This window comes from Acinetobacter sp. YH12131 (assembly GCF_013418635.1).
In the GTDB taxonomy this organism is placed as follows: domain Bacteria; phylum Pseudomonadota; class Gammaproteobacteria; order Pseudomonadales; family Moraxellaceae; genus Acinetobacter; species Acinetobacter towneri.
In genome coordinates this window covers 12742-39650 of sequence record NZ_VPBQ01000019.1, presented here as the reverse complement: position 1 = coordinate 39650, position 26909 = coordinate 12742, and the positions used below count along the sequence as shown (strand labels likewise).

Here is a 26909-nt window from a genome sequence, read left to right as displayed (position 1 = left end):
TTAATAGTTTAAATATAAATTTCTTACTTTTTTCCATTAAACTCGCCCGGAAGATGGAATATCTTTATCTAATTCTTTTAATATTTTTTCAGTAGTTGTATGACTTGGTAAGACTGTTTCAGGATGAACAGGCTTATCAACATCACTCACTTGAATACCTTTTTGACGAATATGATAGGCAATTTGCTGCCATCTCTTTTTCCATTTCATCTCTTTTTCTTGGAAAGAGCTGAGTTGCATCTTTAACGACTCTATTTCTGTCTTTAACTCCTCAACAGTTTTACCCAAATCTTCTTTTGAAGTAACTTTGCCTTTTGATAAAGATTGTTTAGCTACATCGTAAGCTGCTTTGATTGCTGGTTTTGCTTGCATTGCTTGGCGAGAAAATTTGAATCGATCTTCTAAAATACTCCAAGTTAATTTAGAACCGAAGTGACCCATTGCCCATTTATTGAGTTCCCGAATAATTCTTGCCTCATCTAGCTCTGTCATACGCTGGAATTTATTAGACATTCGATATTTCCTCTAAATAAGCTTTTGGATCAAACTCAACTACACCGTTATCTTGCAGTTGTTCTGTTAAAACATTAATTTTTTTCTTATTGTGTAAATCCCAATCCACACTTTTCTTAATACGTGTAGATTGCATTTGCTGCTGTACTACCTCTTGTGCATGTACTGTCATAGCCAGAATGCGCTTCTGCTCATCTAAACGCTTCTTATCGTCTTTAACCCACACATAATCCTTACAGTCAGCAGAACATTGTAAATGGCGTTCACAAGGCAATTGTGAGAAATTATGAATGCATAATCCAGTTCCAACATCATGCACGGCTTGAACTCGTGCTTCCAGCACAGCATCTTGTATATTGATAGGAAGATTAAAAATCTGCTCAGCCAGTATTCCTTTGGCTTCACCATTTTTTAACTGTTCTCTAATCATAAGCGCTTTCTTTTCAGGACTGGTATGTTGATAAGCTTTTGTATCTTTAGGATCTGAACGTCCAAACCATTCTGTTTGTAAAAGATCAGATAAACCACCTTCGTCCAACATGGTATTCAAGGTATGTCTAAAATCATGTGTAGTGAATTCAGGAATATCTTCTAAACCAACATACTCTTTTACTAAATCATCTAGATATCTTAAAAATGTTGTTAGCATTGAATGAGTACATTCTACGGTCAGCCAATGAGCTATGCTCTTACCACTAGACATTGTGTAATAACGTAAAAACATTAAATCACTTAAAAAATAACTTTTTCCAAATTGATCTATATGTATCGCTCTTAAACTTTGAGGATTGAAATTGTGTCTACAATACTGTTTCAAGCCTTGAATAGTTGTATACATTTGGCATGAATTCTCGTCTTTAAAGACAAATCCTTCTTTAAATAACCGACTACTTTTACTCAATATAGTTGGACTAACTCCTAAAATTATCAAATCACTAGAGAATAATTGCTCAGGCTGATTTTCTAAGAATCTTGCATCGATATCTTGTGATTTGAGCATTTCTAAAGCTGTATCCCTGCAGTCTCTAGTGAGATATCTAATCTCCTCAATAACCTCTCTTAACAAACTTAAAGTTTGCGAAGGAAGCCATAATTTTCTTTTAGGAGTAAAGGTATTGCCTTTAGATGTTTTTCTAGGAAAGTATTCTAGATAAGCTACACCATCCTGACTAACTTGAATTTCTTGATCTATTAATAGTGAGAGCTCTGAAAATCTTCGACCTGTACAAGCAAAGAAAGTTAATAACAATATATAAAAACGATATTTATGATCTTTTGGCACATTTTGATATAGCTGTCCAAGAATTTTGAAGACGACTGGTGCTAATACTCTTTCGTTTGTTACCAAAGTATCTGGATCATCTAATCGTTTAGTACCAACAGAATTTGCAGACATTGGCCTTTTTTGCTTAGCATATTTGTAATTTAAGAAGTTCTTACATAAGCCATTCGCATCTAGGTGACCTGCAAACTCTGCAACTAATTTATGAAACGCATATGCTGATGATTCAGAATAGTCTTGAGTAATCTTTTCACAAGCAAAGTCTAAATCTTGTCTTGTAATATCATAAATTGATCCTTTTCGACTTTGCACAGCATAATTTATGTAGCTAGCAACTAATACGAACCATCGTTGGTTTGTTATATTTTGCTGTTTAGAATGAAATCTTAGAAGTAATAGTGCTTTAACTAGATCTGCCCAATTTCCTTTTATTATTTTGCCACCTAATTTTGGTGGATAAATAAAGTTTATTGTAATTGAAAGACTATTTTTTCCACTCTGTTGTAGTAAACGTCCTCCTGTTATTTCCCAAACTTCTTCATCCCACTGAATAAGTTCAAATCCTTCTAGTTTTAATAATTTTGCCTTGGCAACAAGATTATTAAAGTTCACTTGTCTGTCGATTTGTAAGCTTGTTAAGAAAGGAATAACTTTTGATTTTCTTAAAACTTTTTCAGTGCTCATACATCTTCCTTCTTACAAGCTTCTGCTACCTGTGCTACAGCAAAAATAACTTCATCTAACTGGATTCCTAAACGAGCATTTTCATATTTTTCTAAACGCTCATTTCTACTGTTAAGTAGACTCTCAAGCACGTATTCATGGTCAGCGTGTCTATAAGGCTGGAATTTTGGACATAAGTAGCATGAAAAGGGAGGATCTAGATGACATATAGAAGATTCACCACATACTCCAATATCTTTTATCTCATCCTCAATCTTATCCCCCTTAAAAACCAAATGCTTTTCAGGCTTATCACCATTCATAGCATTTTCTGAGGAGTCAATAATATGTCCAGAGAAATAGCTAAGATATTGAGAAAATCCTTTTGCAATTGCTTTATCTAGTTGAATAACGATTTTGCCTGCTAGCTCATAATATACGTGAACATGCTGAGTATCAGTATGGTCCAGAATTCTAGCTAGAGCAGCCTTACTGATTCCCTCAGCAGCTAAACCTGTTGCAAGGGTATATCGAAGTCTTCGAGCTGTAACATACATTAACTCTTTTGTCAGAGGAGAAATAATATTGTGCCTTCTTACAAACCCTTTAATTAAAGAGGTGATCATTGAAGAGGAAAAGTTATAAGCATTCTCATAATCGCCAGATAATATCGCTGCCTCGTTTCCATTTATATTTAAAAAAATTGGCTGAGGATTTGGGAGCTTTTTACCCTCATGATAGAGAACGGTATTCGTTTCTTTATTGGCCTTGATTAAGTCATGAATATATTCTGCGAAAGTTGGATCAAGAAATTCCTCAATGTAGTCATCCCGTGGATTAACTAGCCTCTTTTTAATGCGTGGAATTCTTAGGACGTAAACTGGATCATCTGATTCGGGGGTTAAATTAACAAGATCAGAATGTCTTAAATAAGTTAGATTCGCTGGATTTCGACCATAAGCAATTGAAAGTGCGACAGCAGCCTTTTCTTGCAAATGCACAAACTTCTGACTCTTATCTTTTTTCAAAGCCTGAATGAGTAAAGGAAGCTCTAGACTATGATTCAAAGGCCCTGAATCTGGATCTTCCATCCGTACAGCTTCGCCTTTAGGATTCCCAGGAATGGACATCGTTTCTAAGATACTGGCATAAGCTGTTGAAAATCCTAATTCAGGATAATGCTCAGCTCCATACAAATACCATTGTACTGGTCTATATAACGTCCAGAGTTTATGCTCTGCTCGACCTAAATTAATCGCACTTTCAACTACGGAGATTAGAGTTTCTTCAATATCTTGAGCAGAATTTATAGCTTCTATATTGTTTCGGAAAAACTTTGTCCAAATATCCTGAAAATGCTGTAAACCTGCATGAGTAGATACTTTTTCAATCTTTTCTATGATGAAAGATTTTAATACCCATTTAAAATTTTCATTGGGAATCTTCGAAAAATCTAATTTAGAACTATAGGTATCAACTGCATAGGGTAGGTTCCATACGTCGCCTGCTGTATTCACCCGTTTTCCTTCGCGGCTAATAATGAAATCTGGAATATCCCTCCAACCATTTTCATTAACAAATAAATCATGTTGCATATTTTTAGATTCCAAAGATTTCACGTTGATATTGTCCTAAATACTTATTCGCTTCTAATTCTGTTTCTTTGAATGTATAAACATCTTGTGACGATAACGAACTATCTCCCCTCAAATAAGCTAATGCTTTTTTTCTATTGTCTTCCTCAACCCCAGCCTCTCTTAGCAAGCGCTCCATTGAAGATGAAAAAGTATGCCTTAAAGTTTTTGGACTGAAATTTTTAGGTAAAAATTTAGAGTGCTTTTCTTTCAAAATTTGAAAATATTGGGTAATTGAGGGAAGTGAAAGAGGTTTACCATCTTGATTCAGAATCAAGTAATCCCATTCAATAGAAGTTTGATTTCTTTGATCTAACTTCTCTCTCCATTTTGTAATATAGATATCTAACTCTTTCGCAAGAGCTTTATCATTGATTGACAATGTACGTCCATTTCTCTTAATTTGAGGTCTTGGCTTTCTTTTGTCGTTAACATCTGGTGGACGACGATGTACTTTGATAGAAGAGATACCTCCAACCTGTACGTCTTCCACTCTTAAGCTCAATAGCTCTCCAGGGCGTAATCCAAAAGAAAGCATCAGCATCACCATAATATAATTTCTATATTCAATCGGATTTTGACTTCCCTTCTGAGGTTTAATTAACTTAATAAGATTAGATTGCTCACTACTACTCAAACCCTTGCTAAGACTTTTATTGATTGGTGGAGAATTTATAAAACAGCGATCAAGTAAAGAAATAAGTCTCGTCTTGTATGTGACGTAGAATTGATAGTGATCTGATGTAAAAGGTAACGTCCCGATGTACATCTCAATATACCAACTTAGAAATTGTTTGATCGTGATGAGTCTTTGATTGAACGTATCTGGCTTGACTGCAATCTTTATTGTTTTATGTCTTTTGTCATGATCTTTTCTTAGAAACTCTACAAGACTTCCTATAATTTCAGCTTCAGTAAAGGGTTTCTTGTGGATCAGCCTTTCATGCAAGTCAATCTTATGAATTTGAAACCATTCGTATAATAGTTTTATTTCTCTTAGGTTCCTAATGAGCGTATTAGAGCTTGCATGCCTTTTGGAGAGAATAAACTCATTTGGTAAGGGTATTGGCATACCATCATCATCTAAGAGTATAGGCAACAACTCTCCAGAATCATGCAAGATTACCTCTACATCCATCTCATAAAACTTCCAACCTTGATACATTCTTTTTAACACATTAACTTAACAAAATAAATTATATATGCACTTTTAAATTAACATTTTCTATAGTTAAAAAAATAGCCTCAATTATTAACAAAATAAAATAAGCTATTTTTCTGTTTAAATAATTAATTTTAAATATATTTAAAACAATTACATCTCAAATAAATTAACAAATTAATTGAACATATGATCTAGAACGGCAAATCATCCTCCAAACCCTTTGTTTCGACAAAGGGTTTTTTAATGCAGATTAGTGAGTTCAGCATCGGCTTGATCAATCAGTTTTTAAATAATAAATGGATTTTTAATTCTAAAAACCGATCATTTTTATAAAAAAGTACTGTTTTACCGATTCTATCGGGTTTTGTATTCTAACTACACAAGATAAGCAATCCCCGAAACGAATTGAGGAATACAGCATGAGTTTAATCAATACTCAAATCAAACCATTCAACGCAACCGCTTACCGAAATGGCGAATTTATTGAAGTGTCTGAGCAAGACCTTATTGGCAAATGGTCAGTAGTATTTTTCTACCCTGCAGATTTTACCTTTGTTTGCCCGACTGAACTTGCAGACTTGGCCGATCAATATGCTGAATTCCAAAAAATGGGTGTGGAAATTTACTCAGTATCTACAGACACACACTTTACCCATAAAGCATGGCACGACACCTCAGAAGAAATTAAAAAGATTCAATATCCAATGATTGGCGACCCAACTTGGACATTGTCTAAAAACTTTGAAGTGCTGATTGAAGCAGAAGGTTTGGCAGATCGTGGTACTTTCGTGATTGACCCTGAAGGTAAAATCCAAATTGTAGAAATCAATGCAGGTGGTATTGGTCGTGACGCGCAAGAATTGTTGCGTAAAGTGAAAGCAGCGCAATATGTACATGTGCATCCTGGCGAAGTTTGCCCTGCCAAGTGGAAAGAAGGCGATGCAACCCTAGCACCATCTATTGATTTAGTTGGTAAAATCTAACCGAATCATCGCACTCAATTTTAAAAATCCAGAATTGCGCTTCTGGATTTTTTATGCCCATGATTTATTTCACTATGTATAAGTTTCAACAAGATTATTCCATTCTTGCAATGCTGTATGCCAAATTTGCACTAGGTTGTGGTGCGATGAGCGATTAAGATCAAAACATCTATTCTCCTAGCAATAGGTGTAACACATGAAAAAAATAATCGGTTTATATCGCAACCAAAACATGCATTGGGTGGGCGATGGTTTTCCAGTCAAAAATCTATTTTCTTATGACCGTTTAGGGCAGGCGATCAGTCCATTTTTACTCTTGGATTATGCAGCGCCGTATCATTTTGATGCGACTACCGCACAACATGGTGTTGGTTCGCATCCACATCGCGGTTTTGAAACGGTGACGCTTGCCTATCGGGGCGAAGTGACGCATAAAGATTCGGCAGGTGGTGGTGGCACCATCAAAACAGGCGATGTGCAGTGGATGACAGCAGGTGCGGGTGTGGTGCATGAGGAATTTCACTCCAAAGACTATGCAGCACAAGGCGGATTGTTTGAAATGGTGCAGCTTTGGGTGAATTTGCCTGCCGCAGACAAAATGACATCGCCACGTTATCAAGCCATTGAATCTCAACATATTACGACAATTGAGTTTGAAAATCAGGCGGGGCATTTACGCATTATTGCAGGTCAGTACGCAGAGCAATCTGGGCCTGCCAGCACCTTTAGCCCTGTCAATGTTTGGGATGGACAATTGAAAGCTGCACAGACCCAAGCGCTGCATGTGCCGGTAGATCACAATACTTTATTGGTGGTGTTGGCAGGTGAAGTGCGGGTCAATGGCAGTCAACTTGTGCAAGATCACTCAGTGGTGTTATTTGCTCAAGATGGCGAAGCGTTAATTCAGCTTGAAGCACTGCAAGATACGCAATTTTTAGTGCTGACAGGCAAGCCATTAAATGAACCTATTCAAGGCTATGGTCCATTTGTCATGAATACCAAGCAGGAAATCATTCAAGCTTTTGAAGATTTTAATCAAGGCAAGTTTGGTGAAATTCCGATTCAACATCAAGCAGGTTAAGCTTTAAAAAATCTTAGCCAAGAAAAAAGCCTCATGTCGATGTCCCGACCGAGGCTTTTGTTGTTCTGGCGCTGTCAAATTTCTAGTTTTAGCGGATTGATCATATTCCTTATGATAATTATATGTGATGTAGTTATCATTTTTGTGCTTGGTATCATAGCGTTTAGAGATTTATTTGTAAAACGAAAATTATAAAATTGGTGAATTTATCTACATGGTTTAGAACACTATTTATAGTATTAAAGAAATAATATGAATAAATTCTAAGGCTTATTTAAGCACTTTCTGATTGTTAAAAAATGTAATCATATTGCCAATGTACTTTGTGTTGTTTCTCTGTGAAAAGTACACAATCTGGTAGTTTTTAATAGCTCATTTTCCTTAGGCATGGTTCATAATTTCATAAAGTATGTAAAAAGATGGATGATCGGTTTGGATATCGCAGTGATCGGTAGTGGTATGGCTGGACTGGCTACCGCAAGAATTCTTAAAGATGCAGGGCATAACATTACAATTTTTGAGGCGCTGCCTGGTCGTGGAATGGACAGTCATAGCATCGAATTTGAGGATGGTTTAATTGATGCGCCGTTACGGGTCATGAACCCACATTTGTGGAAAAACACCCTCAGCTTGGCCACACATTTAGGCATTAAAACTTATCCTGTGCGTACTTATATGGCGTGCAGTTGGTTATTTGAAGATCGTACCGAAACTTGGCTGACCACAAGCCGTACCCGTATTGGTAATTTCCCAATCATTAACAACCGTAAAGGCATACAACAATACGGCTGGCGTTTGGTAAAAGGCATGTTGCAGTTAAAAACAGCCATCGCTAAATTTTTCAAATCTAAAAACCAAGACATTACCCTTGCGGAATTTATCAACCGTAACGAAATTGAAGAAGTGTTTTGGCATGGTGCAGTGATGCCAGTGCTTTACACCATTTGTACTTGTGACCCTAAAACCATTGGTGAATGGCCAGCAAAACCATTGTTGGTATTTTTACGCCAATTGACTGATGGTGATGCATTATTGCGTTTACAAGGTGGCACGCCTGCATTGGTTGATAAGTTGATTGAAGGTATTAATATTCAAAGTGGTGCAGCGATTACTCGTGTTCATCAACAAGAAGATGGTGTAATTGTTGAAAATTCTGAGGGTCAGTCGCAAACATTTGACCGTGTGGTGATTGCAACGCCAACCACTAAAGTCCAAGACTTCTTGGACAATCAACAATTTGCAGAAGATATTGAATTGCTTAAACAGTTCAAATTCGAGCAGGGTGATTTGGTGATTCACACTGATCAAACGGTGATGCCGCCAAAACGTAAAGATTGGTCTGTTTTAAGTTATATGATGGATCGTAAATTTACTCGTCAGCAATTTACGGTATGGCTTAACTCGATCGAACCAACTTTGGTCGGTAAATCGCCAGTGTTCCAAACATGGCGTCCAGTTACACCAATTGATCCGAAAAAGATCATTTCAACGGTAACTTTAACCCGCGCTGTGGTGGATTCAAAGACAGTGGCATTAAACAAAGAGTTGCAGCAGCGCCATCACCAAGACAATCGTAAAGTGTTCTTCTGCGGTTCATGGTCGTGCGATGGTTTACCAATTTTAGAATCTGCAGTGACTTCCGCTATGCATATTGCAGAAATTTTTGGTGCACCATTACCGTTTATTGATTTAAAACCACAAGTTGAGGTTGCGCCGCAATTAGGTTATTAAGTTTAGGGTCTGTTGATATTTCATAAATGGTTTGTGCTGTAGGCTAAAACTGAGCAGATCAGGCATGAAACGCAGGGAATAGCGAGACTATTGCCAAGTTTCATAACGCAATCTGAGAAAGTTTTAGCCACAGCCTTTCAGGACAAGCATATTTTTTGCTGCTATTGCGTTATGAGTCAGTCATTTAGAATGACTAAATTTCCTGCCTCATGCCTTATATCAGCTAAAAAATATGCGTTGTCGCAAACATAGATGAATTATCAACAGCCCCTCTTTTTTGAATTAGACTGAGTCAGTATGAAATGGCAACAGGCGATACGACAGCATTTTCCAAAACATAAATATGCCATTCAAGCGGCATATTTGGGAGATACTTCCGCACTGCCGTGGAGCAATTTAGGTTATTGGTCAGATGCAGTGGGATCTGATTATCCCGCTGCATGTCAAAATTTAGCAGCGCATTTGGCCGCAGCAGTGCATTTAAATTCAAAAGATGTTGTACTGGATTTAGGCTGTGGGCAAGGTGCCAGTCTTAAATATTGGTTGGAACACTATCAAATACAACGACTTGAAGCTGTTGAGCTACAAGATCATCATGTGCAGTCGATTCGACAACATTTAAATTCAAATATTAAAATTCACGCTGCTTCATTTTTAAATTTAAAAGCACTTTTTCCACAACCACGTTTTGATGTGGTGTTCTGTATCGATGCAGCATATCACAGTCATTTGAATTCATTTTTAAGTCAGGTCAGTGCGGTTTTGAATTCAAATGGACGTTTGGGCTTTCATTATTTAATTTGGGCAGAACAAGCGCCACCACATGCATTCAAACAGCTGCAATATCGTGCCTTATTAAAATCTGCCGATGTCAATTTTAAAGATCTAATGTCCGAAAGTCAGCTTCGAGCGGTTTTAGAACAGTTTGAATTTAAACAGATTCAGGTGGAAGATTTGTCGGCACAGGTTTTGGCGGGTTTTGCTGATTATGTGCATCAGCATCTCAAGCATCAAATTCAAACGCGAGATGCAGACTGGTTTAAAATTGCCATGACCGCACGTTTATGTGCCAAGCTCTATGCAGATGGCTGGATTAAATATGTGCAGGTGAGTGCGGAAAAAGCTTAATCTATTGTAATGAGCTGTTAGATGATGGGATTTTTCGGTGTTTAGTTGTCCATGCTTAGCTTTAAATCCTACCCACCACATGAAACTGCTTCGGTAAAATTTTTGCGCCACACGTCAATTGATCTCCGACATAAGCCACGGCTTTATCATCAAAAAGAATATGATCGTGACTTTTTATAATCGTGGACCAACGTTGGCACTGAGGGCAGAAATGTCCATCACCCGCCACAAAATAAATTTCCCATTTGAGAAACACGCATTTGGTTGGCAAGGATGATTCCACCATGATTGGTCATGGAATGATGCGTTGCAAAGCTTTGAGCCATGAGGTCTTCCTTAAACTGGAAAATTTTAGAGAAGCATTGTTTTAATACTCAATTTTCTAAGACTTATAATTTTAAATTTTTATTTTAATTCACAAAAATATTTTTAAATGTCAGTTTATATGGATGAAACATCAACAAAATAGACCATCAATATAAAAATACGATCTGAAATATGTGTACAGCATTCTAAATCATAAAATACATTTAACAAGTGAAAAGTCACAATCTTGTATTGCAATTGAAGTTTTGCAGATACATCGAAGCCCTAAATAAATTGGAGATTCGAGCAGCATGAGGAAGATAAAAATATACGTTTATAGAAACAAAAAACCTCATAAATTAAAAACTTATGAGGTTTAATATGGTGCCGGCACACGGATTCGAACTGTGGACCTACTGATTACAAGTCAGTTGCTCTACCAACTGAGCTATGCCGGCGTTGTGTAGAGAATTTTACAGAATTTTTACGTGTGCGCAAGCCAAAAAGTAACCGTTTAATGCAGGGCATAGATTTTTTGCAGATTTTGTATGCAGGGTTTTGGCGCGTTACAAACGAGGAAATCACACAGAAGATTTTGTAGGAAATGAGCCCAGCGGGTGGGCTCATTGAAGAAAACAACCTGAAATGAGGTGTGAAAAAGCGATTATTTATTTCTTAAGATACGATCTAAATCCTGTGCACATTCTTCTAAGGTAAAGGCCATATCAAGTTGCATTTGTGGTTTGAGTTCATTTGCGAGCGTTCTCCATTGTTCAATTAGGCGAATGGCTTTTTGAATCTTATGTTTGTTGATGTCTTTGGCGATGGTAGGCGTATATCCTCCACGTTTAGCATTTTTAATTTGTTTGACATAATTTTGGCTGTTATTCATGTTCGCTCCCGAATAGCAGTTATATATGTAAGGCATTTGCATGCTTTTATTATGCTAAAGCTTAATGATGACCCTTTTATGTAGAAAGCTGAGATGACGAAATAAAAATAAAAAAAGGTTTTGATAAAAAACAATAAATTTCTTCACCTCTCCTTTTTTGACGGCATAACTCAGTTGTAGCATAGCGATTGAAGATTGTCTTGACTGCAGAGTAACGCAATGTGTCATGTTTGTTGATTTTTCATCAATAGAGGGATTGAGGATTATCAAAATTGGCGATGGAGATGGTCTTAACTGCAAATTCCGTTTATCGCTTTATCCATTTTACGCTCTAGATAATTGCCAAGTTGCTGATTAGAATAGCGCCACTATAAAAATAGCAACGATAATAACAATGCAAAGTTCACTCTTTGCTGTATTAGAAAAATTTGGCTTAAGCCCTCAACACCGCACAATTCATATCCAGTTTTCTAATTCAGCCTTAAATCATCAGGTCTTTTTGCAGTGCGTTTATGGTCAGCATGCCATCAACCAAGGTTTGCAGATGGATGTCTTATGCCTCTCACCGCATGCAAATTTGCCGTTGAAACAATTTATTGGCAGTCGGGTGGCTGTAGATCAACTCACCGATCAAGGCGAATTATTTCGACATAGCGGCATTATTACTGCAGCAGCGCAAGGGCAAAGTGATGGCACGCTCAGTCTCTATAAATTGCAGATTCAGGATGCAACGGCTTTGTGGCATAAACGCCGCAACAGTCGGGTATTTATGAATAAAACTGTGGTGGAGGTGAGTGAAATTCTGTTTAAAGAATGGCAAGACCGCAGTGCATTATTTGCTGCAAGTTTAAGTTTAGATTTAAGTGGTCTCAGTCAGCGTTATGCAGTTCGACCTCTCATCATACAATCCAACGAAAGCGATTATGAGTTTTTAACCCGTTTGTGGCGTAGCGAAGGCATCAATTGGTTGGTGGATGAAAAACAACCTTGGGTTGAGCATTTTTTAACGCCTATGGATACACAAAAATTAAGACTGATTGAGCAGAATAGTCATTATCAGCCCTTAAAACGTAGACGAGTGGCATTTCAGCGTACAAGTGCAATCGAGCAGCGGGATAGCATTTACACTTGGATGGCACAGCGTAACCTGCAACCCACTGAAGTACAGTTACAACGCTGGCAACCCGATCTTTTGGCACAGGACCAAAATTCAGTACAGTTCACATCGCCCTTACAAAGTAGCACACAAAATAGTGAAGCTTTAAGTTTAGAACAGGCGTGGTGCGTGAGTCCTGCGTGGATGCAAGACTTAACTGGGCAAGATCAGGTGACAGCTGCAAGTACCGAACAATTAGAACAATTGGGACAACAATTGGCTCAGTATTATGATTTGCAGGCAAAATATTTTTCCGCGCAAAGTAATTTACGTGATGCGCAAGTGGGGTATTGGTTTGAATTACACGGGCATGCTGAAATTGATCAACATCCCCAAACTGAACGAGAGTTTTTAATACTGTCCAAACAGTTTTATAACCAAAACAATTTAGCACCTGAATTACAACAGCATTTTTTGAGTCTGCTGCAACAAAGTCAGTGGACATTTCAGTTACCGTTGGAGGGTGATCCTCAACAATTTTGTCAATTGAATTTGATTCGACGACATATTGCGCTCGTTCCAGAGTTTAATCCATTACTGCATCGTCCCGTGGCTTATCCACAGCGCGCTAAAGTGGTTGGACCTGAGGATGAAACCGTGCATGTAGATGCGTGGGGGCGTATTAAAGTTCGGTTTTTATTTACCCGAAGTGATGACCACTTGCATGATGGTGGTGCGGGTGCCAACGACAATGAGAGCGATTCGGCGTGGGTGGATGTACTCACACCGTGGGCAGGTGAGGGTTATGGTGCAAGATTTCACCCACGTATTGGTGAAATTGTGGTGGTGGATTTCTTTGATGGCAATATTGATCGTCCTTTTGTGGTTGGACGTTTACATGAGGCAGAACGACAACAGACACAATTCGATACAGTTGGAACTCTACCCGATACCAAATACTTGAGCGGGATTCGTTCACAAGAAATACGTGGTGCAGGGTTTAACCAACTTCGCTTCAATGACACCACCAAACAATTCAGTGCGCAATTGCAGAGTAGTCATGCTGCGAGTCAGTTGAATTTAGGATATTTGAGCCATCCAATGCGGCAGGAGGATTCAATTGGGCGCGGCGAAGGCTTTGAATTAAGAACTGATCGGTGGGGAGCTGTGCGTGCAGGTGCAGGCTTACTGCTTTCAACTCATCCACAAGCACAGGCACAAGCGTATCATTTAGATGCGAGTCCTGCCAAAAGGCAATTGGAGTCCAGTTTAGCGGCAAGCAAAGGCTTAAGTGAGTTGGCACAAAATCAGCAAACAGATCCTTTGGAAACACTGGAGCATCTCAAAGAATTTTTAAATCAAATTGAACTAGAAGATCAAACTAAAGCGGCAAGTTTTAAGCAGGCGGTTATGATTCTTTGTGCGCCCAACTCAATTGCAGTTTCAACTCAGCAAGATTTACACCTTTCTGCAGATCAACATATTCATCAAAGTGCCGCAGGCAGTATTAATGTTTCTACCCAAAAATCTGTGATTACACATGCACGCGATAAAATCAGTTTATTTGCAGCGGAGCAAGGTATACGTGCTTTTGCAGCCAAGGGTAAAGTCGAAATTCAGGCACAAGATGGTGCTATAGATGCAATTGCACGCCAGAAAATCAAGCTGATTTCTACGGAAGATCGGGTGGAAATTACCAGTCCAAAAGAAATTGTGCTAACGGCAGGTGGTTCACAAATCAAAATTAATTCAAAAGGTGTTTTTGTGAGTACTTCAGCTAAATTTGAGGCGAAAGCAGGACAGCATTGTTTTGAGGGTGGGGAGAAGATTATTGAAGAAAAAATAAGCTTGCCTAAGTCACCAACGTTATTCAGTAATAAAATTAATTATCAGTGGAATCAGCCCTCTACAGGAGAAAAAGAAATCTTTGTTTTAGATAAATTGAATGGAAAGCTCATTAAAACTAATAAATCTATATTAAATGAAAATAATCAATTGAGTACGTTACGCTTTTATACCTCTCAACCGACAGACTTTGTTGCTTTAGGCTTCGCGTCTTTATATACACAACTGATCCAAGAATCGAATCTTGACAATATAGATGAACTAATGGATGAGGTCACGGAGATTAACTCTGAGGACGATGTATATGCTGAAGAGGAGGTTAAGTAATGAGTAATTTAGTTACAGTAATCTCAAAAATTTATGATGCCTCTGGGAAATATGTTATCAATTTAAACGTTAAATCGCGTTATAAAGGTTCATCAAGAGAAAATTCAAAAAAAACAGATAAAGAGGGATTATTTATATTTCAAGGTTCGCCTAATCGAACTGTAGAAATTTTGGCAAAGCCTCCTAATGCTAAAGATTATATTGTGATTAAAACGCTTAACTCATCTCTTGTTTCTTCTAGAAACAATCCTCTAAAAGTATTTTTACCTAAAAGCATAGAAGAATATCGGAAAGAAAAAATTACACCTAGCTCAAAAGGAATTGTCACAACTTTATTTAAAGTCATAGATTGTAATGAGAAAGTTTTAATTAATTTCCCTGTGAAATCTCGTCCCAAAGGAAGACAAAGTTCATTTGAACGCACGACAGATGAGCAAGGAATTGTAGAAGTACTTTCTTCACCCAATCGGGACATAGAAATTCTAGTTTTGAATTTGGAAGATAAATTTGTACTGAAAAGTACTATTAACTCAGAAAATGGCTCTCAAACACCGATCATAATTAAATTAGATGAGCCTTATGAAAATTTTATAAGTAAGACATTCATAAGTCTTTTGGATCGTAATCATCAAGATTATGTGGTTGAAAATACCAAAGTGGAAATTGTTGCGTTAGGTACTCAAACGAAAAAAATTCTTTCTATATCCAATGGAAAAATTCCTGTTCAAAGCAGGGTTGGTGAGAAAATTCAGATTACTGTATTTAAGCCAGATGGCTCTCCTTTAAGCCCAGAAACTTATTTAGTAAAAAGCTTAAAACAAAATAATGTTAAATTGGTTTTGGATGTGGATGTAATTAAGGGAAACACAGTAGAGGGAAAACCTGTTATTGACAAGACAATTGGAAATATTAATTGCTCTGACAAGTGTACCGTAGAGACAGTCTCTTTTATGACTAAGCCTGGTCCGTACATTATATCGATGGAAACATGGAAAAAAATTTTAGAATTCGAAAGATATGAGGCGAAGCCTTATCACCCTGGGGATAGATCAAGTGGTGTTACACTAGGAATAGGATATGATTTGGGACAACAATCTAAGTCTCAAATCTATAAAGATTTATCTCCTTTTTATTCTTCCGAACAAATTAAACGTTTGTTAGAAGCACAGGGTAAAAGTGGATCTGCTGCTGCGGCATTGGTTCCTAAATTGATAGATATAAGAATTTCGAAAGAAAAGGCATTACATTTAGCGACAGCTTTGAAAACTAGATATGCACAACAAGTCCTTACTATTTACCCCAAGACACTTGAATTACACCCTCATTGTCAAGGAGTTCTATTATCCTTGGTCTTTAATCGAGGGATAAGTTTGAATGACAGAAAAGGACAACTTACACGTAAGCACATGCGTCAAATTAAAGAAGCATTTGAAAATAATAAAGTAAATACCATACCAAATATCTTTAGAGATATGTCTAAATTATGGACTAAAACGGGACCCAGCGGAAATAGTGGTGTAGGACGTCGCCGGAGAGAAGAAGCGGTTATATTTGAAAGAGGGCTGAAGTGTGAGTGTTATAAATAAAAAAATAATTTTTTTTCTACTATCTATCATTTACATGGTAAATAGTAATGCAAATGAGCATAATTGTGTTATTGGTAGTGTGGTTTTTAATGACATTCTAAATTGTTATATAGAAGAATATAAGGAATATGATAAAAAGTTAAATAAATTATATCATCAGAAAATATCTTGTTTAGCGACTACGAGAAAAAATAAGCTACGTAATTCTCAAAGAATATGGATTAAGTTAAAAGAAAAAACCTGTATTGTAGATGAAGAAAATTATGGAAGAGAAAGTCACTTTGAGGCAATGATCTGTGAAATTGAGATGACAAAAGAAAGAATCAAATATTTGGAAAACATTAAATAATTTGAATAGTGAGTATAGGTTTAGTTGAAAATCAATAAAAATAGACCTGTTGATTGGTAGTGTCATAAAATCATTGAAAAAAATAAAAGGTATTTCGAGTGATTCGTAATTTTTTATTATTAACATTGGGCATAGTAAGGTCTGTACATGCTGATTTTTCAGATCAGCATTATTGTTTCTTTAGTAGTGATAGTAAACATGTTCTATTGGTGCCTAGTGAATATCCTAATATAAATTCAATTATGTATTATCCATTCATGAAAAAAATTGAACTATCTACGACTTTAAGGATTGAAGAAGTGGATATGGGGGATAACGCCAAGCCTGAAATTTATAGGACAGTACAAGAGATTATTGACAATAAAGTGAATGGACAATACAGGTTTATGTCACAAGGCTATATCTTGTATGAAGCAGAATATTTAAATTTAAAAACTAAAAAGACAACAGTTTTTAATAAAATAAATTTAGATGCAAAGGGTATTAATTGCATTTAATAAAATCAAGAAGCCGACTCTCGTCGGCCTCTTTATCTTAACCTTCCAAAACTTCTTCTAGCAGCTCCTCACTTGGGGCAAAGTAATATGCGCCATCCATGGCAGTCACAAAGTGCAATAAACGGTCATGGATGCCATCACCTGAAGTACCAAACATACGTTCTAACATGGCATCAATAATGCTCAAATCTTTGGTATAAGCAATAAAGAATAAACCCTGATCGCCCTTGCCATCACCATAAGGTAAAGAGTGGCGCAAAATTTCCATTTCATCGCCTGCATCATCTTCAACGACTGTACGTGAAACGTGCGAATTTTCAGGTTGTACATCTTCGTCTAATTCAATCGATTCAAGTTTGGTGCGTCCAATCACGTGTTCTTGGGCATCGACTTTGAGCTTTTTCCATTTTTCTAAATCGTGACAATAGCGCTGTGCAAAAATAAAAGAACCATCGGCAAACACGCCTGCATCTTCCCCTAAAAGTGCAACTTCGGCACGATCATCTGGAAATTGTGGGTTTTCGGTACCATCAATAAAGCCAGTCATGTCGCGTCCATCAAAATAACGGAAACAAACCCGTTCATCCAAGACTTCAATTTTGTCTTGAATCCCCTCAAAAAAGGCCTGACTAAGTGCAAAGCAAATATCCGCACGTGTACTGGCGAGGTGAATGATCACATCTGCAGGCACGGCAGGCATTGGGTACGCACCTTGAATCGGTTGTAATTGTTTAAAACCATCTGGAGATTGCTCATAGAGTTGTGCCCAAAGTTCAGGACCAAAAGCAACGCCAGTTTTAATTTGGGCATGTGGATGTTGGGTAATCAAACGATCCCGTGTGCTAAACAAGTCAGCCAATTTTTCTTTTAATTCAGCAATGCTTAAGTATTTTAAACGAAGTACAAGAAAGCGAGCATGATCTGAAGGTAGTGGCAAAATTACAGATTGGGCAGTCATGTATAGCTCCTGAAAATTTGTTGTTTTCTATAAAGTTGACTTTATTGTGCCTGATTGCATGCAGGCTTAATAGCCCGAACCCGATTTTATTCAACGTTTTTAGTCATGAGATTAAGTGAAATATCATATAATGCACTGTCTTGTGAAAAGCGGCGATATATGTCTTATCAAGTTTGGATTGCGTTTATGTTGGCCTGTTGGGTGATTAGTGTTTCACCTGGCGCGGGTGCAATAGCATCTATGTCGAGTGGTTTGAATTATGGTTTTCGACATGGGTATTGGAATGCGATTGGTCTACAACTCGCTTTATTATTGCAAATCGCGATTGTAGCTGCAGGGGCAGGAGTATTATTTGCGACAACGCCTTGGGCATTTCTGATTGTGAAATGGTTTGGTGTGGCGTATTTGTTATATTTGGCGTATTTGCAATGGGCAGCGCCTACACAGTCAATTGAAATTCAGCATGAGCTGACGCGAAAATCTGCTGGAAAATTGGTGATGTACGGCTTTCTGGTCAATATGAGCAATCCCAAAGCAATTGTGTTTTTATTGGCAGTTTTACCGCAATTTTTAGATTTATCTAAACCACAATGGACGCAATATGCAATTATGGCGTTGACCATGATTAGTATTGATTTGATTGTGATGGCGGGCTATACGGGCTTGGCTGCAAAAGTTTTGTGTTTGTTAAGATCACCGAAGCAGCAAAAAGTCATGAATCGTACTTTTGCTGCATTGTTTGCAGGCGCTGCTTTTTTGTTAAGTTTGGTGCATCAGTAATGTCTTCAATTAAACAAAAGTGTATGTTGTAATTATAAAAAAATAGATTGAGATATACGTTGAAAATTAAAGGTATACCGCGAGCACGTTATTGGCAACATTGTTGGATTAGCATGTTGCTTTTGAGTTTTTCAACTTTAATTGCAATTGGATTAGCGATTCACTTTTCAGTAGATCGCGTGTTTTGGCCAATTGCTTTGATGGCACATTTGAGTATCAATTTGATTTTTTCTTTTGTATTTGCCGCTTTGCAAACTTATTTTAAACATACGGTGTGGCAAAGTGTGGTGTTGATTAATATCACAGCTGTGTTGTTGATTGCCATTCATGCAATGTTTTATCTACAAACAATAGATTGGAATGCTGTTTCAGAAGGTCAGCAGCAATTGAGTCTTTTACAGCAAGTGATTCACAGTGATATGGCACTGTGGATAGTGTATATGCTGCCACTTTTAGTCGTAATGCTCATTGCTGCAATACAAAAATATAGATACTCATGAACGAAAAACTAAGCTATCTTTCTGACTTTTTGCACGCTAAAAATTACTGCAAAAATGATCGCCATAGTCATCACAATGCTTAAACCTGTTGAAATGTTTAAGCCTGCACTTGACCATAAACCTACGCTGACTGCAATTTGCGCCACAATAAACGCCCAAATCACCATTTGTTTAGGCGAGTGAGCCAATAAACGTGCGGTTAAGGCAGGAATCACCAACAATGCACCCATCAATAAAGAGCCGACTGCACGTAAAGCCAATACTGTAAATAATGCCAATAACAACATAAAAATCAGACGTTGCCATTGTGCATTCACACCTTCACTGACTGCAATGTCAGGGTCAATTGCAATTTGAATTTGAGCCTGCCAAAACTTATAGAGTACCGCTAAGGCTGCAATAATGACCAAAGCAAATACGGGTAAATCTGCCCATGAAATGGTGAGTAAATCGCCAAATAAATAGCTCAGCAACTCAGGACGCAAACTCGGAATATGTTGAATAAAGAGCAAACCTGAACAGAGCAAGGTCGCAGAGCAGAGCGCCAATAATGCATCATTCGGCAACCGTGGATCATGTAAAATCCACAAAACACCCACCAATAATAATGCCAAGAATGTCACGCCCATCCACAGAGGTAAACTTAACGCGCCTGCAATTGCCACACCCAATAGAGTGCCATGCGCCATCGTATCGGCAAAAAAGGACATGCGTCGCCACAGCATTAAACAGCCAAGTGGGGCGGTCAAAAATACCAATAAACTGCCCATGATCCATGCAGGTAACAGCAATTGTAGCCAATCCATCATGGGTTAAGCTTCCGGTTCAGGGTGAATATGAGGACGTGAATCATGCTGACAAGGCTCGGCATGATCGCCATGGGCGCAGTGTTCATGGTGATGTTGATAAAACACCCGATTGGTTCCAAAAATAGCTTGGTATTCAGGGTGTTGCTGTACATTTTCGGGCAAACCGCTACAGCAAATGTGTTTATTTAAACATACCACACGATGCGTACCTTGCATGACCCATTGCAAATCATGCGACACCATCAACACCGCACAGCCATATTTGCTCGGTAAGTTGCGCACATAGTCATACAGTTCAGCTTCGGACTGAATATCTAGTCCTTGCATCGGCTCATCCAGTACCAAAACATCAGGTTGACGTAATAAGGCGCGTGCCAATAGCACCCGTTGCCGCTCACCACCAGACAGTTGTTGTACTTTTGAATCTTGCAGTTTGGCAATGCCAGTATCGCGGATAATTTCTGCTTTAATTGCGTCTGGGCATTTTTCTAAAGCCAGTAAATCTTTCACTCTTAAAGGCAAGCTGTGTGAAGGATTAAACTTTTGCGGCACATAAGAAAAGGTCAATTTGCGAGCATTTACGAGCTTGCCTGCATTTGGTTTGACAATGCCAAGCAATACTTTAATTAAAGTCGACTTTCCTGCGCCATTGGGGCCAATCAGCGTGACAATTTCATGTGCATGCAATTCAAAATCGACATTTTTTAAAATATCGCGCTCATCTATTCGCACCTGAATATTGTGCAAGGCGATGAGCGGTGCAGTGGTTATTTGCTGTTGCACTGCTGACATTTTCCAGAAATCTCAATAATGCTGTGATGCGGGCTAAAGCGGTCAGAGGCTGCCAACTGATCTAATTGCTCTAATAAACCTTGCGCTGAAGCTTCTTTAACGACTTTACATTCAGTACAGATCAAAAAAGCCGCTTGGTGTCCTTCACGTGGATGACAGCAAGGAATATAGGCATTGATTGAAGTCAAACGGTGAATTAGTCCTTTTTCCAGTAAAAAATCCAAAGTACGGTACACCGTTGGCGGTGCTGCAGGACGATCAGACTCACTTTTAATTTTCGCCAATAAATCATAAGCACCCATTGGTGCAGATGCCTTGAGAATGAGTTCCAACACTTCTTTACGTAGCGGTGTTAAACGAGCACCTGTTGCCGCACATAAACTTTCAGCTTCGGCAAGACGTTGATCGACATTGTGATGGTCGTGAACGCCATGTAATGCATTGTGATGCTCGTGCGAACATAAGCTCATAGCCACCCCAGTTGAACTTTAAAAGAAAAACGACAGTAAATCTTAGCATGAAGCGTTATTAGTTTCGATTATACGTAGGTATTTTTATAAATTTGTTATATTATAACATTTGTCGATTTTTCGTGATATGCCGCAATGTTTCGTTTATTTAGTTTCTGTCTTTTAGCGTTATGCAGTACTGTCAGCATGGCGCAGGCTTTGGTGGTGTCTACCCATCCTATCTATTTGATTGCCCAAAAAGTCACGCAAAATATCGAAACACCCACGTTATTACTGGCAGATCAAACAGGGCATGATGTATCGCTCACGCCTGCACATCGAAAAATCATCCAAGATGCGGATTTAATTATTTGGCTAGGTAAGGCGCATGAAGCACCGCTAGAACGTGTATTACATCAAAATCCTAAAGCGATTGCTTTATTAGATACGGGCATTATGAAAACTTTGCCGCAGCGTTCAGAACGTGGTGCAGCATTAAAAAATACAGTAGACAGCCATGTCTGGCTAGACCCAAAAAATGCGGTGCGTATCGGCTTCTTTATTGCCGCGTTACGTTCTCAGCAAATGCCTGAACATCGCGATGCTTATTGGAACAACGCACGTGCCTTCGCACAGAGTTTATTCAAAAGTGCAAGTCAGTTTCAGACTCAAACTGCAGTACAGCCATATTGGGCTTATCACGATGCCTATCAATATTTAGAACGTGCCTTAAATTTAGAATTTTCTGGGTCGATGACCAATGATCCGCATATTGCGCCAACAGTCGCACAAATTAAATATTTGAACGATCACCGACCAAATCCAAAAATGTGCCTACTTGCAGAAGGACATGCCAGTAAAAATCAGTATATGAAATTGAATCCAATTGTGTTTCAAAAGGTCGATGAAAGCATGCGCGGTACAGATGATTTTGTGCAAGCGTGGCAGCAATTAGCCAAGCAAACCAAGGCTTGTGTATTAAATGCACGAAAATGATGCGTTTTTTAAGCAAAATTGAAATATGACAATTCCGAGACAAACATGCAAAAAAACACGACTAAGGTCGGGAAACGATTGCATGTTCAGGGGGCTAACTCTATAATGCCTGCGATAAAAAACGATCATCAGTTGAACTTGTCAAGCATTAATGCTGTGAGTGGATAAAAAAATGAGCCGAACTAGTCGCTTGATTGACCGACGATTAGCTAAAGCTTTGGTCTTCTTACAAGCATTCATGATTCCAGTTTCAGCCCTGATAGCGTGGGTCTTGAAAGACTCAACGGCTGCCTTAAGCGCTGCACTTGGTGCTAGTGTTTGTTGGTTGGCAAGTTGTTATTTTTCATGGCAGTCGTTTCGAGCAGCAGGTGCACGAGCGTCCAGACAGGTTCTTTCGAACATGTATAGAGGAATGCTCGGTAAGTTTGCAATCGTGATCGTAGGATTCATTTTAATTTTAAGCAATGTACAGCCGTTATCCCCGGTGGCATTGTTTTGTGGTTTTATGCTCGTTCAAAGCATGTCGTGGGTTGCGCCATTTTGGGTGTCACGATTACAAAAACGAGTTTAAACGCAGCAAAAATTGAAAAGTTTTTCAGGAATAGGCGAGATATCAAGCAGCACGCGATGTTCGTTTGTTCTATTAGTTTTTTTACATTGACCAGGTGTGATTTATGGCTGCTGAAGAACATGCCCTTACTTCGACCGAGTATATCAAGCATCACTTGACCAATATGACCTATGGCAAAATGCCAGACGGTTCATGGAAGTTGGCTGAGTCTGCTGAAGAAGCTCAACAGATGGGGTTCACTGCTATTCACTTGGATTCAATGGGTTGGTCTATTGGACTTGGTCTGATCTTCTGTTTCTTGTTCTGGATCGTGGCGAAAGCTGCAAATGCGGGCGTGCCTAGCAAATTCCAGTCAGCAATTGAAGTGATTATCGAGTTTGTGGATTCTAGTGTACGTGATACCTTCCACGGGAAGTCTCGATTAATTGCACCCCTAGCATTAACCATTTTCGTGTGGATTTTCCTCATGAACTTGATGGACTTAATCCCTGTTGACTTTATTCCTTATGTAGCTCAACAGGCGATTGCTTCTATGCTGGGTGTAGATCCTCATCAGGTTTACTTTAAAATTGTTCCGACTACAGATCCAAACATTACCTTAGGTATGTCTATTTCTGTATTCTTCTTAATTATTTTCTATAGTATTCGTGAAAAAGGGATTGGTGGCTTCGTTGGTGAGTTAGCACTTAACCCATTTAACCCAAGTAATCCAGTTGCTAAAGTGCTTTTAATTCCATTCAACTTATTGTTGGAATTGACTACTTTCTTGGCGCGACCAGTTTCATTGGCTCTACGACTATTCGGTAACATGTATGCGGGTGAGTTAATCTTCATTCTTATCGCGTTATTACCGTTCTGGATCCAGTGGGCATTGTCTGTGCCTTGGGCGATTTTCCACATTTTGATTATTACGCTACAAGCATTCATTTTCATGATGTTGACAATCGTGTACATGAGTATGGCAAGCGAAAAGCATTAATGGTACTGCCTAACTGTCAACCGATGGTTGGGCACACAATTTTTTAACTTAATTTGGTATAAAACCTAACCTCTGAGGAATTATCATGGAACTCACTTTAGGTCTAGTTGCAATTGCATCTGCTATCTTGATCGCTTTCGGTGCTTTAGGTACTGCGATTGGTTTTGGTCTTTTAGGCGGTCGCTTCCTTGAAGCTGTTGCTCGTCAACCAGAATTGGCTCCACAACTTCAAACTCGTATGTTCTTAATCGCGGGTCTTCTTGATGCTGTGCCTATGATCGGTGTTGGTATTGGCTTGTTCTTCATCTTCGCTAATCCATTTGTAGGTTAATCAGCTTAATTCCGAAATTCACTATTTGAGGAATTTGCAATGAATATCAACCTCACATTGTTTGGCCAAGCGATTGCATTTGCGATTTTCGTCGCATTCTGCATGAAGTTTGTATGGCCACCACTAATCAATGCGATTAGTGAGCGTCAGCGTCGTATTGCTGACGGCTTAAATGCAGCTGAAAAAGCCAAAGCTGACCTTGCCGATGCGCAAGCTCAAGTGAAAGCTGAATTAGATGCAGCTAAAGCACAAGCGGCTCAATTGATCGAACAAGCGAATCGTCGTGCAGCACAATTGGTAGAAGAAGCGCGTACCCAAGCATCTGCTGAAGGTGAGCGTATCCGTCAACAAGCGAAAGAAGCTGTTGACACAGAAATCAATTCTGCTCGCGAAGAATTACGTCAACAAGTGGCTGCACTTGCAGTAACTGGTGCTGAGAAAATTCTTAGCCAGCAAGTTGACGCAGAAGCTCACAATGCCATGCTGACTCAGCTGGCTGCTAAACTTTAAGAGAGGCAGATTATGGCTGAACTCTTGACGTTGGCACGCCCATACGCTAAAGCAGCATTTGCTTACGCTTCTGAGCAAGGTGCAACTGACACTTGGTCAACAGCACTTAACTTGCTCAGTGCTGCGGTGCAAGACGAAGCATTTTCAGCTTACTTAAATCGCCCTGAGCTTACGCCTGCTGAGCAGGTGAGTATTTTTGCCAAAGTTTTAGGTGAAGACCAAACTGCAGCAGTGTCAAACTTTTTGACATTGCTTGCTGAAAATAACCGTTTGGCTTTGCTTCCTGAAATTCAAGCAGAATACGAGCAGCTCAAATCACAGAATAACAATACTGTGGATGTTGTGATTGAATCAGCATTCCCATTGACTTCTGTACAAGAACAAATTCTTGCTCAAGCGTTAGAAAAACGTTTCGCTGCAGCAGTAAATGTTTCTGTAGAAGTGAACCCAGCGTTAATTGCGGGTGTAGTTATTCGTGCAGGCGACCAAGTGATAGATGATTCTGCGCTTAACAAGCTTGAAAAAATGCGGACACGTCTTTTAGCTTAATTGCGAAGACTGAACTAATAAAAGATTGAGGTATAGCGCAATGCAACAACTGAATCCATCCGAGATCAGTGCGCTCATTAAACAGCGTATCGGCGATCTGGACACCAGCGCGACCGCTAAAAACGAAGGTACCATTGTTATGGTATCCGACGGTATTGTGCGCATTCACGGCCTTGCTGATGCAATGTACGGTGAAATGATCGAATTCGACGGCGGCTTATTTGGTATGGCACTGAACCTAGAACAGGATTCAGTGGGCGTCGTTGTTTTAGGTAACTACTTAAGCCTTCAAGAAGGTCAAAAAGCTCGTTGCACAGGTCGTGTATTAGAAGTTCCGGTTGGTCCAGAACTTTTAGGCCGTGTAGTAGATGCTTTGGGTAACCCAATTGATGGTAAAGGCCCTATTGATGCAAAATTAACTGATGCTGTAGAAAAAGTAGCACCAGGCGTAATTTGGCGTCAATCAGTGGATCAACCTGTACAAACTGGTTATAAATCAGTAGATACAATGATCCCAGTAGGCCGTGGTCAACGTGAGTTGATCATTGGTGACCGTCAAACTGGTAAAACAGCAATGGCGATCGATGCGATCATCGCTCAGAAAAACTCTGGCATTAAGTGTGTGTACGTAGCAATTGGTCAAAAACAATCGACTATCGCTAACGTTGTGCGCAAGCTAGAAGAAACTGGCGCTATGGCGTATACAACTGTTGTCGCAGCAGCAGCGGCAGATCCAGCAGCAATGTTGTATCTTGCTCCGTACTCTGGTTGTACAATGGGTGAATACTTCCGTGACCGTGGTGAAGACGCGCTTATCATTTATGATGACTTGTCTAAGCAAGCTGTTGCGTATCGTCAAATTTCATTGCTTTTACGTCGTCCACCAGGTCGTGAAGCTTATCCAGGTGACGTGTTCTATCTACACTCGCGTCTACTTGAGCGTGCTTCTCGTGTATCTGCTGACTACGTTGAGAAATTCACTAACGGTGAAGTTAAAGGTCAAACTGGTTCTTTAACTGCATTGCCGATTATTGAAACTCAAGCAGGTGACGTATCTGCATTCGTTCCAACCAACGTAATTTCGATTACAGATGGTCAGATCTTCTTAGAAACATCATTATTCAACGCGGGTATTCGTCCTGCTGTGAACGCGGGTATTTCTGTATCGCGTGTTGGTGGTTCTGCTCAAACTAAGATCATCAAAAAATTGTCTGGTGGTATCCGTACCGCTTTGGCGCAATACCGTGAATTGGCAGCGTTTGCTCAGTTCGCTTCTGACCTTGACGAAGCAACTCGTAAGCAACTTGAACATGGTCAACGTGTAACTGAGTTAATGAAGCAGAAACAATATGCGCCATACTCAATTGCTGACCAAGCTGTTTCAGTTTATGCATCTAACGAAGGCTATATGGCTGACGTAGAAGTGAAGAAAATCGTAGACTTTGATGCTGCGTTAATCTCTTACTTCCGTTCAGAACATGCTGCGTTAATGCAACAAATCGATGAAACTGGTGATTTCAACAAAGACATCGAAGCTGCAATCAAAGCAGGTATTGAAAGCTTTAAAGCGACTCAAACTTACTAATTTAGCATTGGCTAGTTAGGGG

26 protein-coding genes, 1 tRNA gene and 1 pseudogene are annotated in these 26909 nt (G+C 39.0%); 17 read left to right on the top strand and 11 right to left on the bottom strand.

Translation table 11 applies throughout. The features are described from left to right. Positions 1 to 36 precede the first annotated feature (36 nt). The 4 genes from FTU66_RS11815 to FTU66_RS11800 are packed head-to-tail and all read right to left on the bottom strand — an operon-like array spanning position 37 to position 5257. Positions 37 to 513, bottom strand: a complete 477-nt coding sequence (locus FTU66_RS11815) for a protein kinase (protein ID WP_180112846.1) — start codon at positions 511 to 513, stop codon at positions 37 to 39. Then, positions 506 to 2479 carry an integrase gene (locus tag FTU66_RS11810; protein WP_180112845.1) on the bottom strand — a complete coding sequence of 658 codons (1974 nt, stop codon included), beginning with the start codon at positions 2477 to 2479 and terminating at the stop codon, positions 506 to 508. Before FTU66_RS11810 ends, FTU66_RS11815 begins: the two co-directional genes overlap by 8 nt. Further along, positions 2476 to 4077, bottom strand: coding sequence for a site-specific integrase (locus FTU66_RS11805; RefSeq protein ID WP_373684827.1), 1602 nt, complete (start codon positions 4075 to 4077; stop codon positions 2476 to 2478). The genes FTU66_RS11810 and FTU66_RS11805 overlap by 4 nt, the downstream gene beginning before the upstream one ends. Then, positions 4058 to 5257, bottom strand: coding sequence for a site-specific integrase (locus FTU66_RS11800; RefSeq protein ID WP_257222106.1), 1200 nt, complete (start codon positions 5255 to 5257; stop codon positions 4058 to 4060). Before FTU66_RS11800 ends, FTU66_RS11805 begins: the two co-directional genes overlap by 20 nt. A gap of 419 nt (positions 5258 to 5676) precedes the next feature. Here FTU66_RS11800 and ahpC point away from each other — a divergent pair, with 419 nt between their 5' ends. The 4 genes from ahpC to FTU66_RS11780 all read left to right on the top strand — a co-directional run bounded on the left by ahpC (position 5677) and on the right by FTU66_RS11780 (position 10180). Further along, a complete protein-coding gene (gene ahpC / locus FTU66_RS11795; RefSeq protein WP_180112844.1) occupies positions 5677 to 6240 on the top strand; it encodes an alkyl hydroperoxide reductase subunit C in 564 nt (187 codons plus the stop codon). Positions 6241 to 6436: 196 nt separating this feature from the next. After that, positions 6437 to 7321 (top strand): pirin family protein, encoded by an 885-nt coding sequence (locus FTU66_RS11790; protein ID WP_180112843.1) that lies wholly within the window; start codon positions 6437 to 6439, stop codon positions 7319 to 7321. Positions 7322 to 7744: 423 nt separating this feature from the next. Continuing rightward, positions 7745 to 9052, top strand: coding sequence for an FAD-dependent oxidoreductase (locus FTU66_RS11785; protein ID WP_004970183.1), 1308 nt, complete (start codon positions 7745 to 7747; stop codon positions 9050 to 9052). A gap of 297 nt (positions 9053 to 9349) precedes the next feature. Then, positions 9350 to 10180: a cyclopropane-fatty-acyl-phospholipid synthase family protein gene (locus FTU66_RS11780; RefSeq protein ID WP_180112842.1), complete on the top strand. Its 831-nt coding sequence runs from the start codon at positions 9350 to 9352 to the stop codon at positions 10178 to 10180. Between the two features lie 70 nt (positions 10181 to 10250). Here FTU66_RS11780 and FTU66_RS11775 read toward each other — a convergent pair. The 3 genes and pseudogenes from FTU66_RS11775 to FTU66_RS11765 form a co-directional block, all read right to left on the bottom strand. Next, positions 10251 to 10506: pseudogene (locus tag FTU66_RS11775) on the bottom strand (PAAR domain-containing protein); the annotation flags it as partial. Positions 10507 to 10868: 362 nt separating this feature from the next. After that, positions 10869 to 10944 (bottom strand) — tRNA-Thr (locus tag FTU66_RS11770). Between the two features lie 206 nt (positions 10945 to 11150). Next, positions 11151 to 11378 carry a hypothetical protein gene (locus FTU66_RS11765; protein ID WP_004970172.1) on the bottom strand — a complete coding sequence of 76 codons (228 nt, stop codon included), beginning with the start codon at positions 11376 to 11378 and terminating at the stop codon, positions 11151 to 11153. A gap of 394 nt (positions 11379 to 11772) precedes the next feature. Between FTU66_RS11765 and FTU66_RS11760 the strand changes: the two genes are divergently transcribed. From FTU66_RS11760 to FTU66_RS11745, 4 genes are all read left to right on the top strand, one after another. Further along, the gene (locus FTU66_RS11760) at positions 11773 to 14646 is read left to right on the top strand and encodes a type VI secretion system Vgr family protein (protein ID WP_179990578.1); all 2874 of its coding nucleotides are present in this window, start codon (positions 11773 to 11775) and stop codon (positions 14644 to 14646) included. Next, on the top strand, positions 14646 to 16232 hold the full coding sequence (locus FTU66_RS11755; RefSeq protein WP_180112841.1) for a hypothetical protein: 1587 nt from the start codon (positions 14646 to 14648) through the stop codon (positions 16230 to 16232). The genes FTU66_RS11760 and FTU66_RS11755 overlap by 1 nt, the downstream gene beginning before the upstream one ends. Beyond that, positions 16216 to 16581, top strand: a complete 366-nt coding sequence (locus FTU66_RS11750; protein WP_225543900.1) for a lysozyme inhibitor LprI family protein — start codon at positions 16216 to 16218, stop codon at positions 16579 to 16581. The genes FTU66_RS11755 and FTU66_RS11750 overlap by 17 nt, the downstream gene beginning before the upstream one ends. A gap of 98 nt (positions 16582 to 16679) precedes the next feature. Next, positions 16680 to 17078 (top strand): hypothetical protein, encoded by a 399-nt coding sequence (locus FTU66_RS11745; RefSeq protein WP_373684826.1) that lies wholly within the window; start codon positions 16680 to 16682, stop codon positions 17076 to 17078. A gap of 37 nt (positions 17079 to 17115) precedes the next feature. Here FTU66_RS11745 and FTU66_RS11740 read toward each other — a convergent pair whose 3' ends face one another. Next, positions 17116 to 18036, bottom strand: a complete 921-nt coding sequence (locus tag FTU66_RS11740) for a Dyp-type peroxidase (RefSeq protein ID WP_180061025.1) — start codon at positions 18034 to 18036, stop codon at positions 17116 to 17118. A gap of 159 nt (positions 18037 to 18195) precedes the next feature. Here FTU66_RS11740 and FTU66_RS11735 point away from each other — a divergent pair, with 159 nt between their 5' ends. Then, positions 18196 to 18816, top strand: coding sequence for a LysE family transporter (locus FTU66_RS11735; RefSeq protein WP_180112840.1), 621 nt, complete (start codon positions 18196 to 18198; stop codon positions 18814 to 18816). Between the two features lie 113 nt (positions 18817 to 18929). Next, entirely contained in the window at positions 18930 to 19316 is a 387-nt protein-coding gene (locus FTU66_RS11730; RefSeq protein WP_180096434.1) for a hypothetical protein, read from the top strand. Positions 19317 to 19324: 8 nt separating this feature from the next. Here the strand turns inward: FTU66_RS11730 and znuB are convergent, their stop codons facing one another. Genes znuB through FTU66_RS11715 form a run of 3 tightly spaced genes read right to left on the bottom strand, consistent with a single transcriptional unit; the run spans position 19325 to position 21387 of the window. Continuing rightward, entirely contained in the window at positions 19325 to 20125 is an 801-nt protein-coding gene (gene znuB, locus FTU66_RS11725) for a zinc ABC transporter permease subunit ZnuB (RefSeq protein WP_180060360.1), read from the bottom strand. A 3-nt stretch (positions 20126 to 20128) separates the two neighbouring features. Continuing rightward, positions 20129 to 20917: a zinc ABC transporter ATP-binding protein ZnuC gene (gene znuC / locus FTU66_RS11720; protein WP_004970152.1), complete on the bottom strand. Its 789-nt coding sequence runs from the start codon at positions 20915 to 20917 to the stop codon at positions 20129 to 20131. Further along, on the bottom strand, positions 20893 to 21387 hold the full coding sequence (locus tag FTU66_RS11715; protein ID WP_004970151.1) for a transcriptional repressor: 495 nt from the start codon (positions 21385 to 21387) through the stop codon (positions 20893 to 20895). The genes znuC and FTU66_RS11715 overlap by 25 nt, the downstream gene beginning before the upstream one ends. Positions 21388 to 21522: 135 nt before the next feature. Here FTU66_RS11715 and FTU66_RS11710 point away from each other — a divergent pair, with 135 nt between their 5' ends. From FTU66_RS11710 to atpA, 7 genes are all read left to right on the top strand, one after another. Then, complete coding sequence (locus FTU66_RS11710; protein ID WP_180112839.1) at positions 21523 to 22362, top strand: metal ABC transporter solute-binding protein, Zn/Mn family; 840 nt, start codon at positions 21523 to 21525, stop codon at positions 22360 to 22362. Between the two features lie 172 nt (positions 22363 to 22534). After that, positions 22535 to 22933: an ATP synthase subunit I gene (locus tag FTU66_RS11705; RefSeq protein ID WP_004970147.1), complete on the top strand. Its 399-nt coding sequence runs from the start codon at positions 22535 to 22537 to the stop codon at positions 22931 to 22933. Positions 22934 to 23036: 103 nt separating this feature from the next. After that, positions 23037 to 23912: a F0F1 ATP synthase subunit A gene (gene atpB / locus FTU66_RS11700; RefSeq protein WP_168419254.1), complete on the top strand. Its 876-nt coding sequence runs from the start codon at positions 23037 to 23039 to the stop codon at positions 23910 to 23912. Between the two features lie 85 nt (positions 23913 to 23997). Then, on the top strand, positions 23998 to 24243 hold the full coding sequence (gene atpE / locus FTU66_RS11695) for a F0F1 ATP synthase subunit C (RefSeq protein WP_000424060.1): 246 nt from the start codon (positions 23998 to 24000) through the stop codon (positions 24241 to 24243). Between the two features lie 39 nt (positions 24244 to 24282). Continuing rightward, positions 24283 to 24753 carry a F0F1 ATP synthase subunit B gene (locus FTU66_RS11690; RefSeq protein ID WP_004970142.1) on the top strand — a complete coding sequence of 157 codons (471 nt, stop codon included), beginning with the start codon at positions 24283 to 24285 and terminating at the stop codon, positions 24751 to 24753. A gap of 12 nt (positions 24754 to 24765) precedes the next feature. Beyond that, complete coding sequence (locus FTU66_RS11685) at positions 24766 to 25302, top strand: F0F1 ATP synthase subunit delta (RefSeq protein ID WP_019837171.1); 537 nt, start codon at positions 24766 to 24768, stop codon at positions 25300 to 25302. A gap of 40 nt (positions 25303 to 25342) precedes the next feature. Continuing rightward, entirely contained in the window at positions 25343 to 26887 is a 1545-nt protein-coding gene (gene atpA, locus FTU66_RS11680; protein WP_019837172.1) for a F0F1 ATP synthase subunit alpha, read from the top strand. The last annotated feature ends 22 nt before the right edge of the window (positions 26888 to 26909 follow it).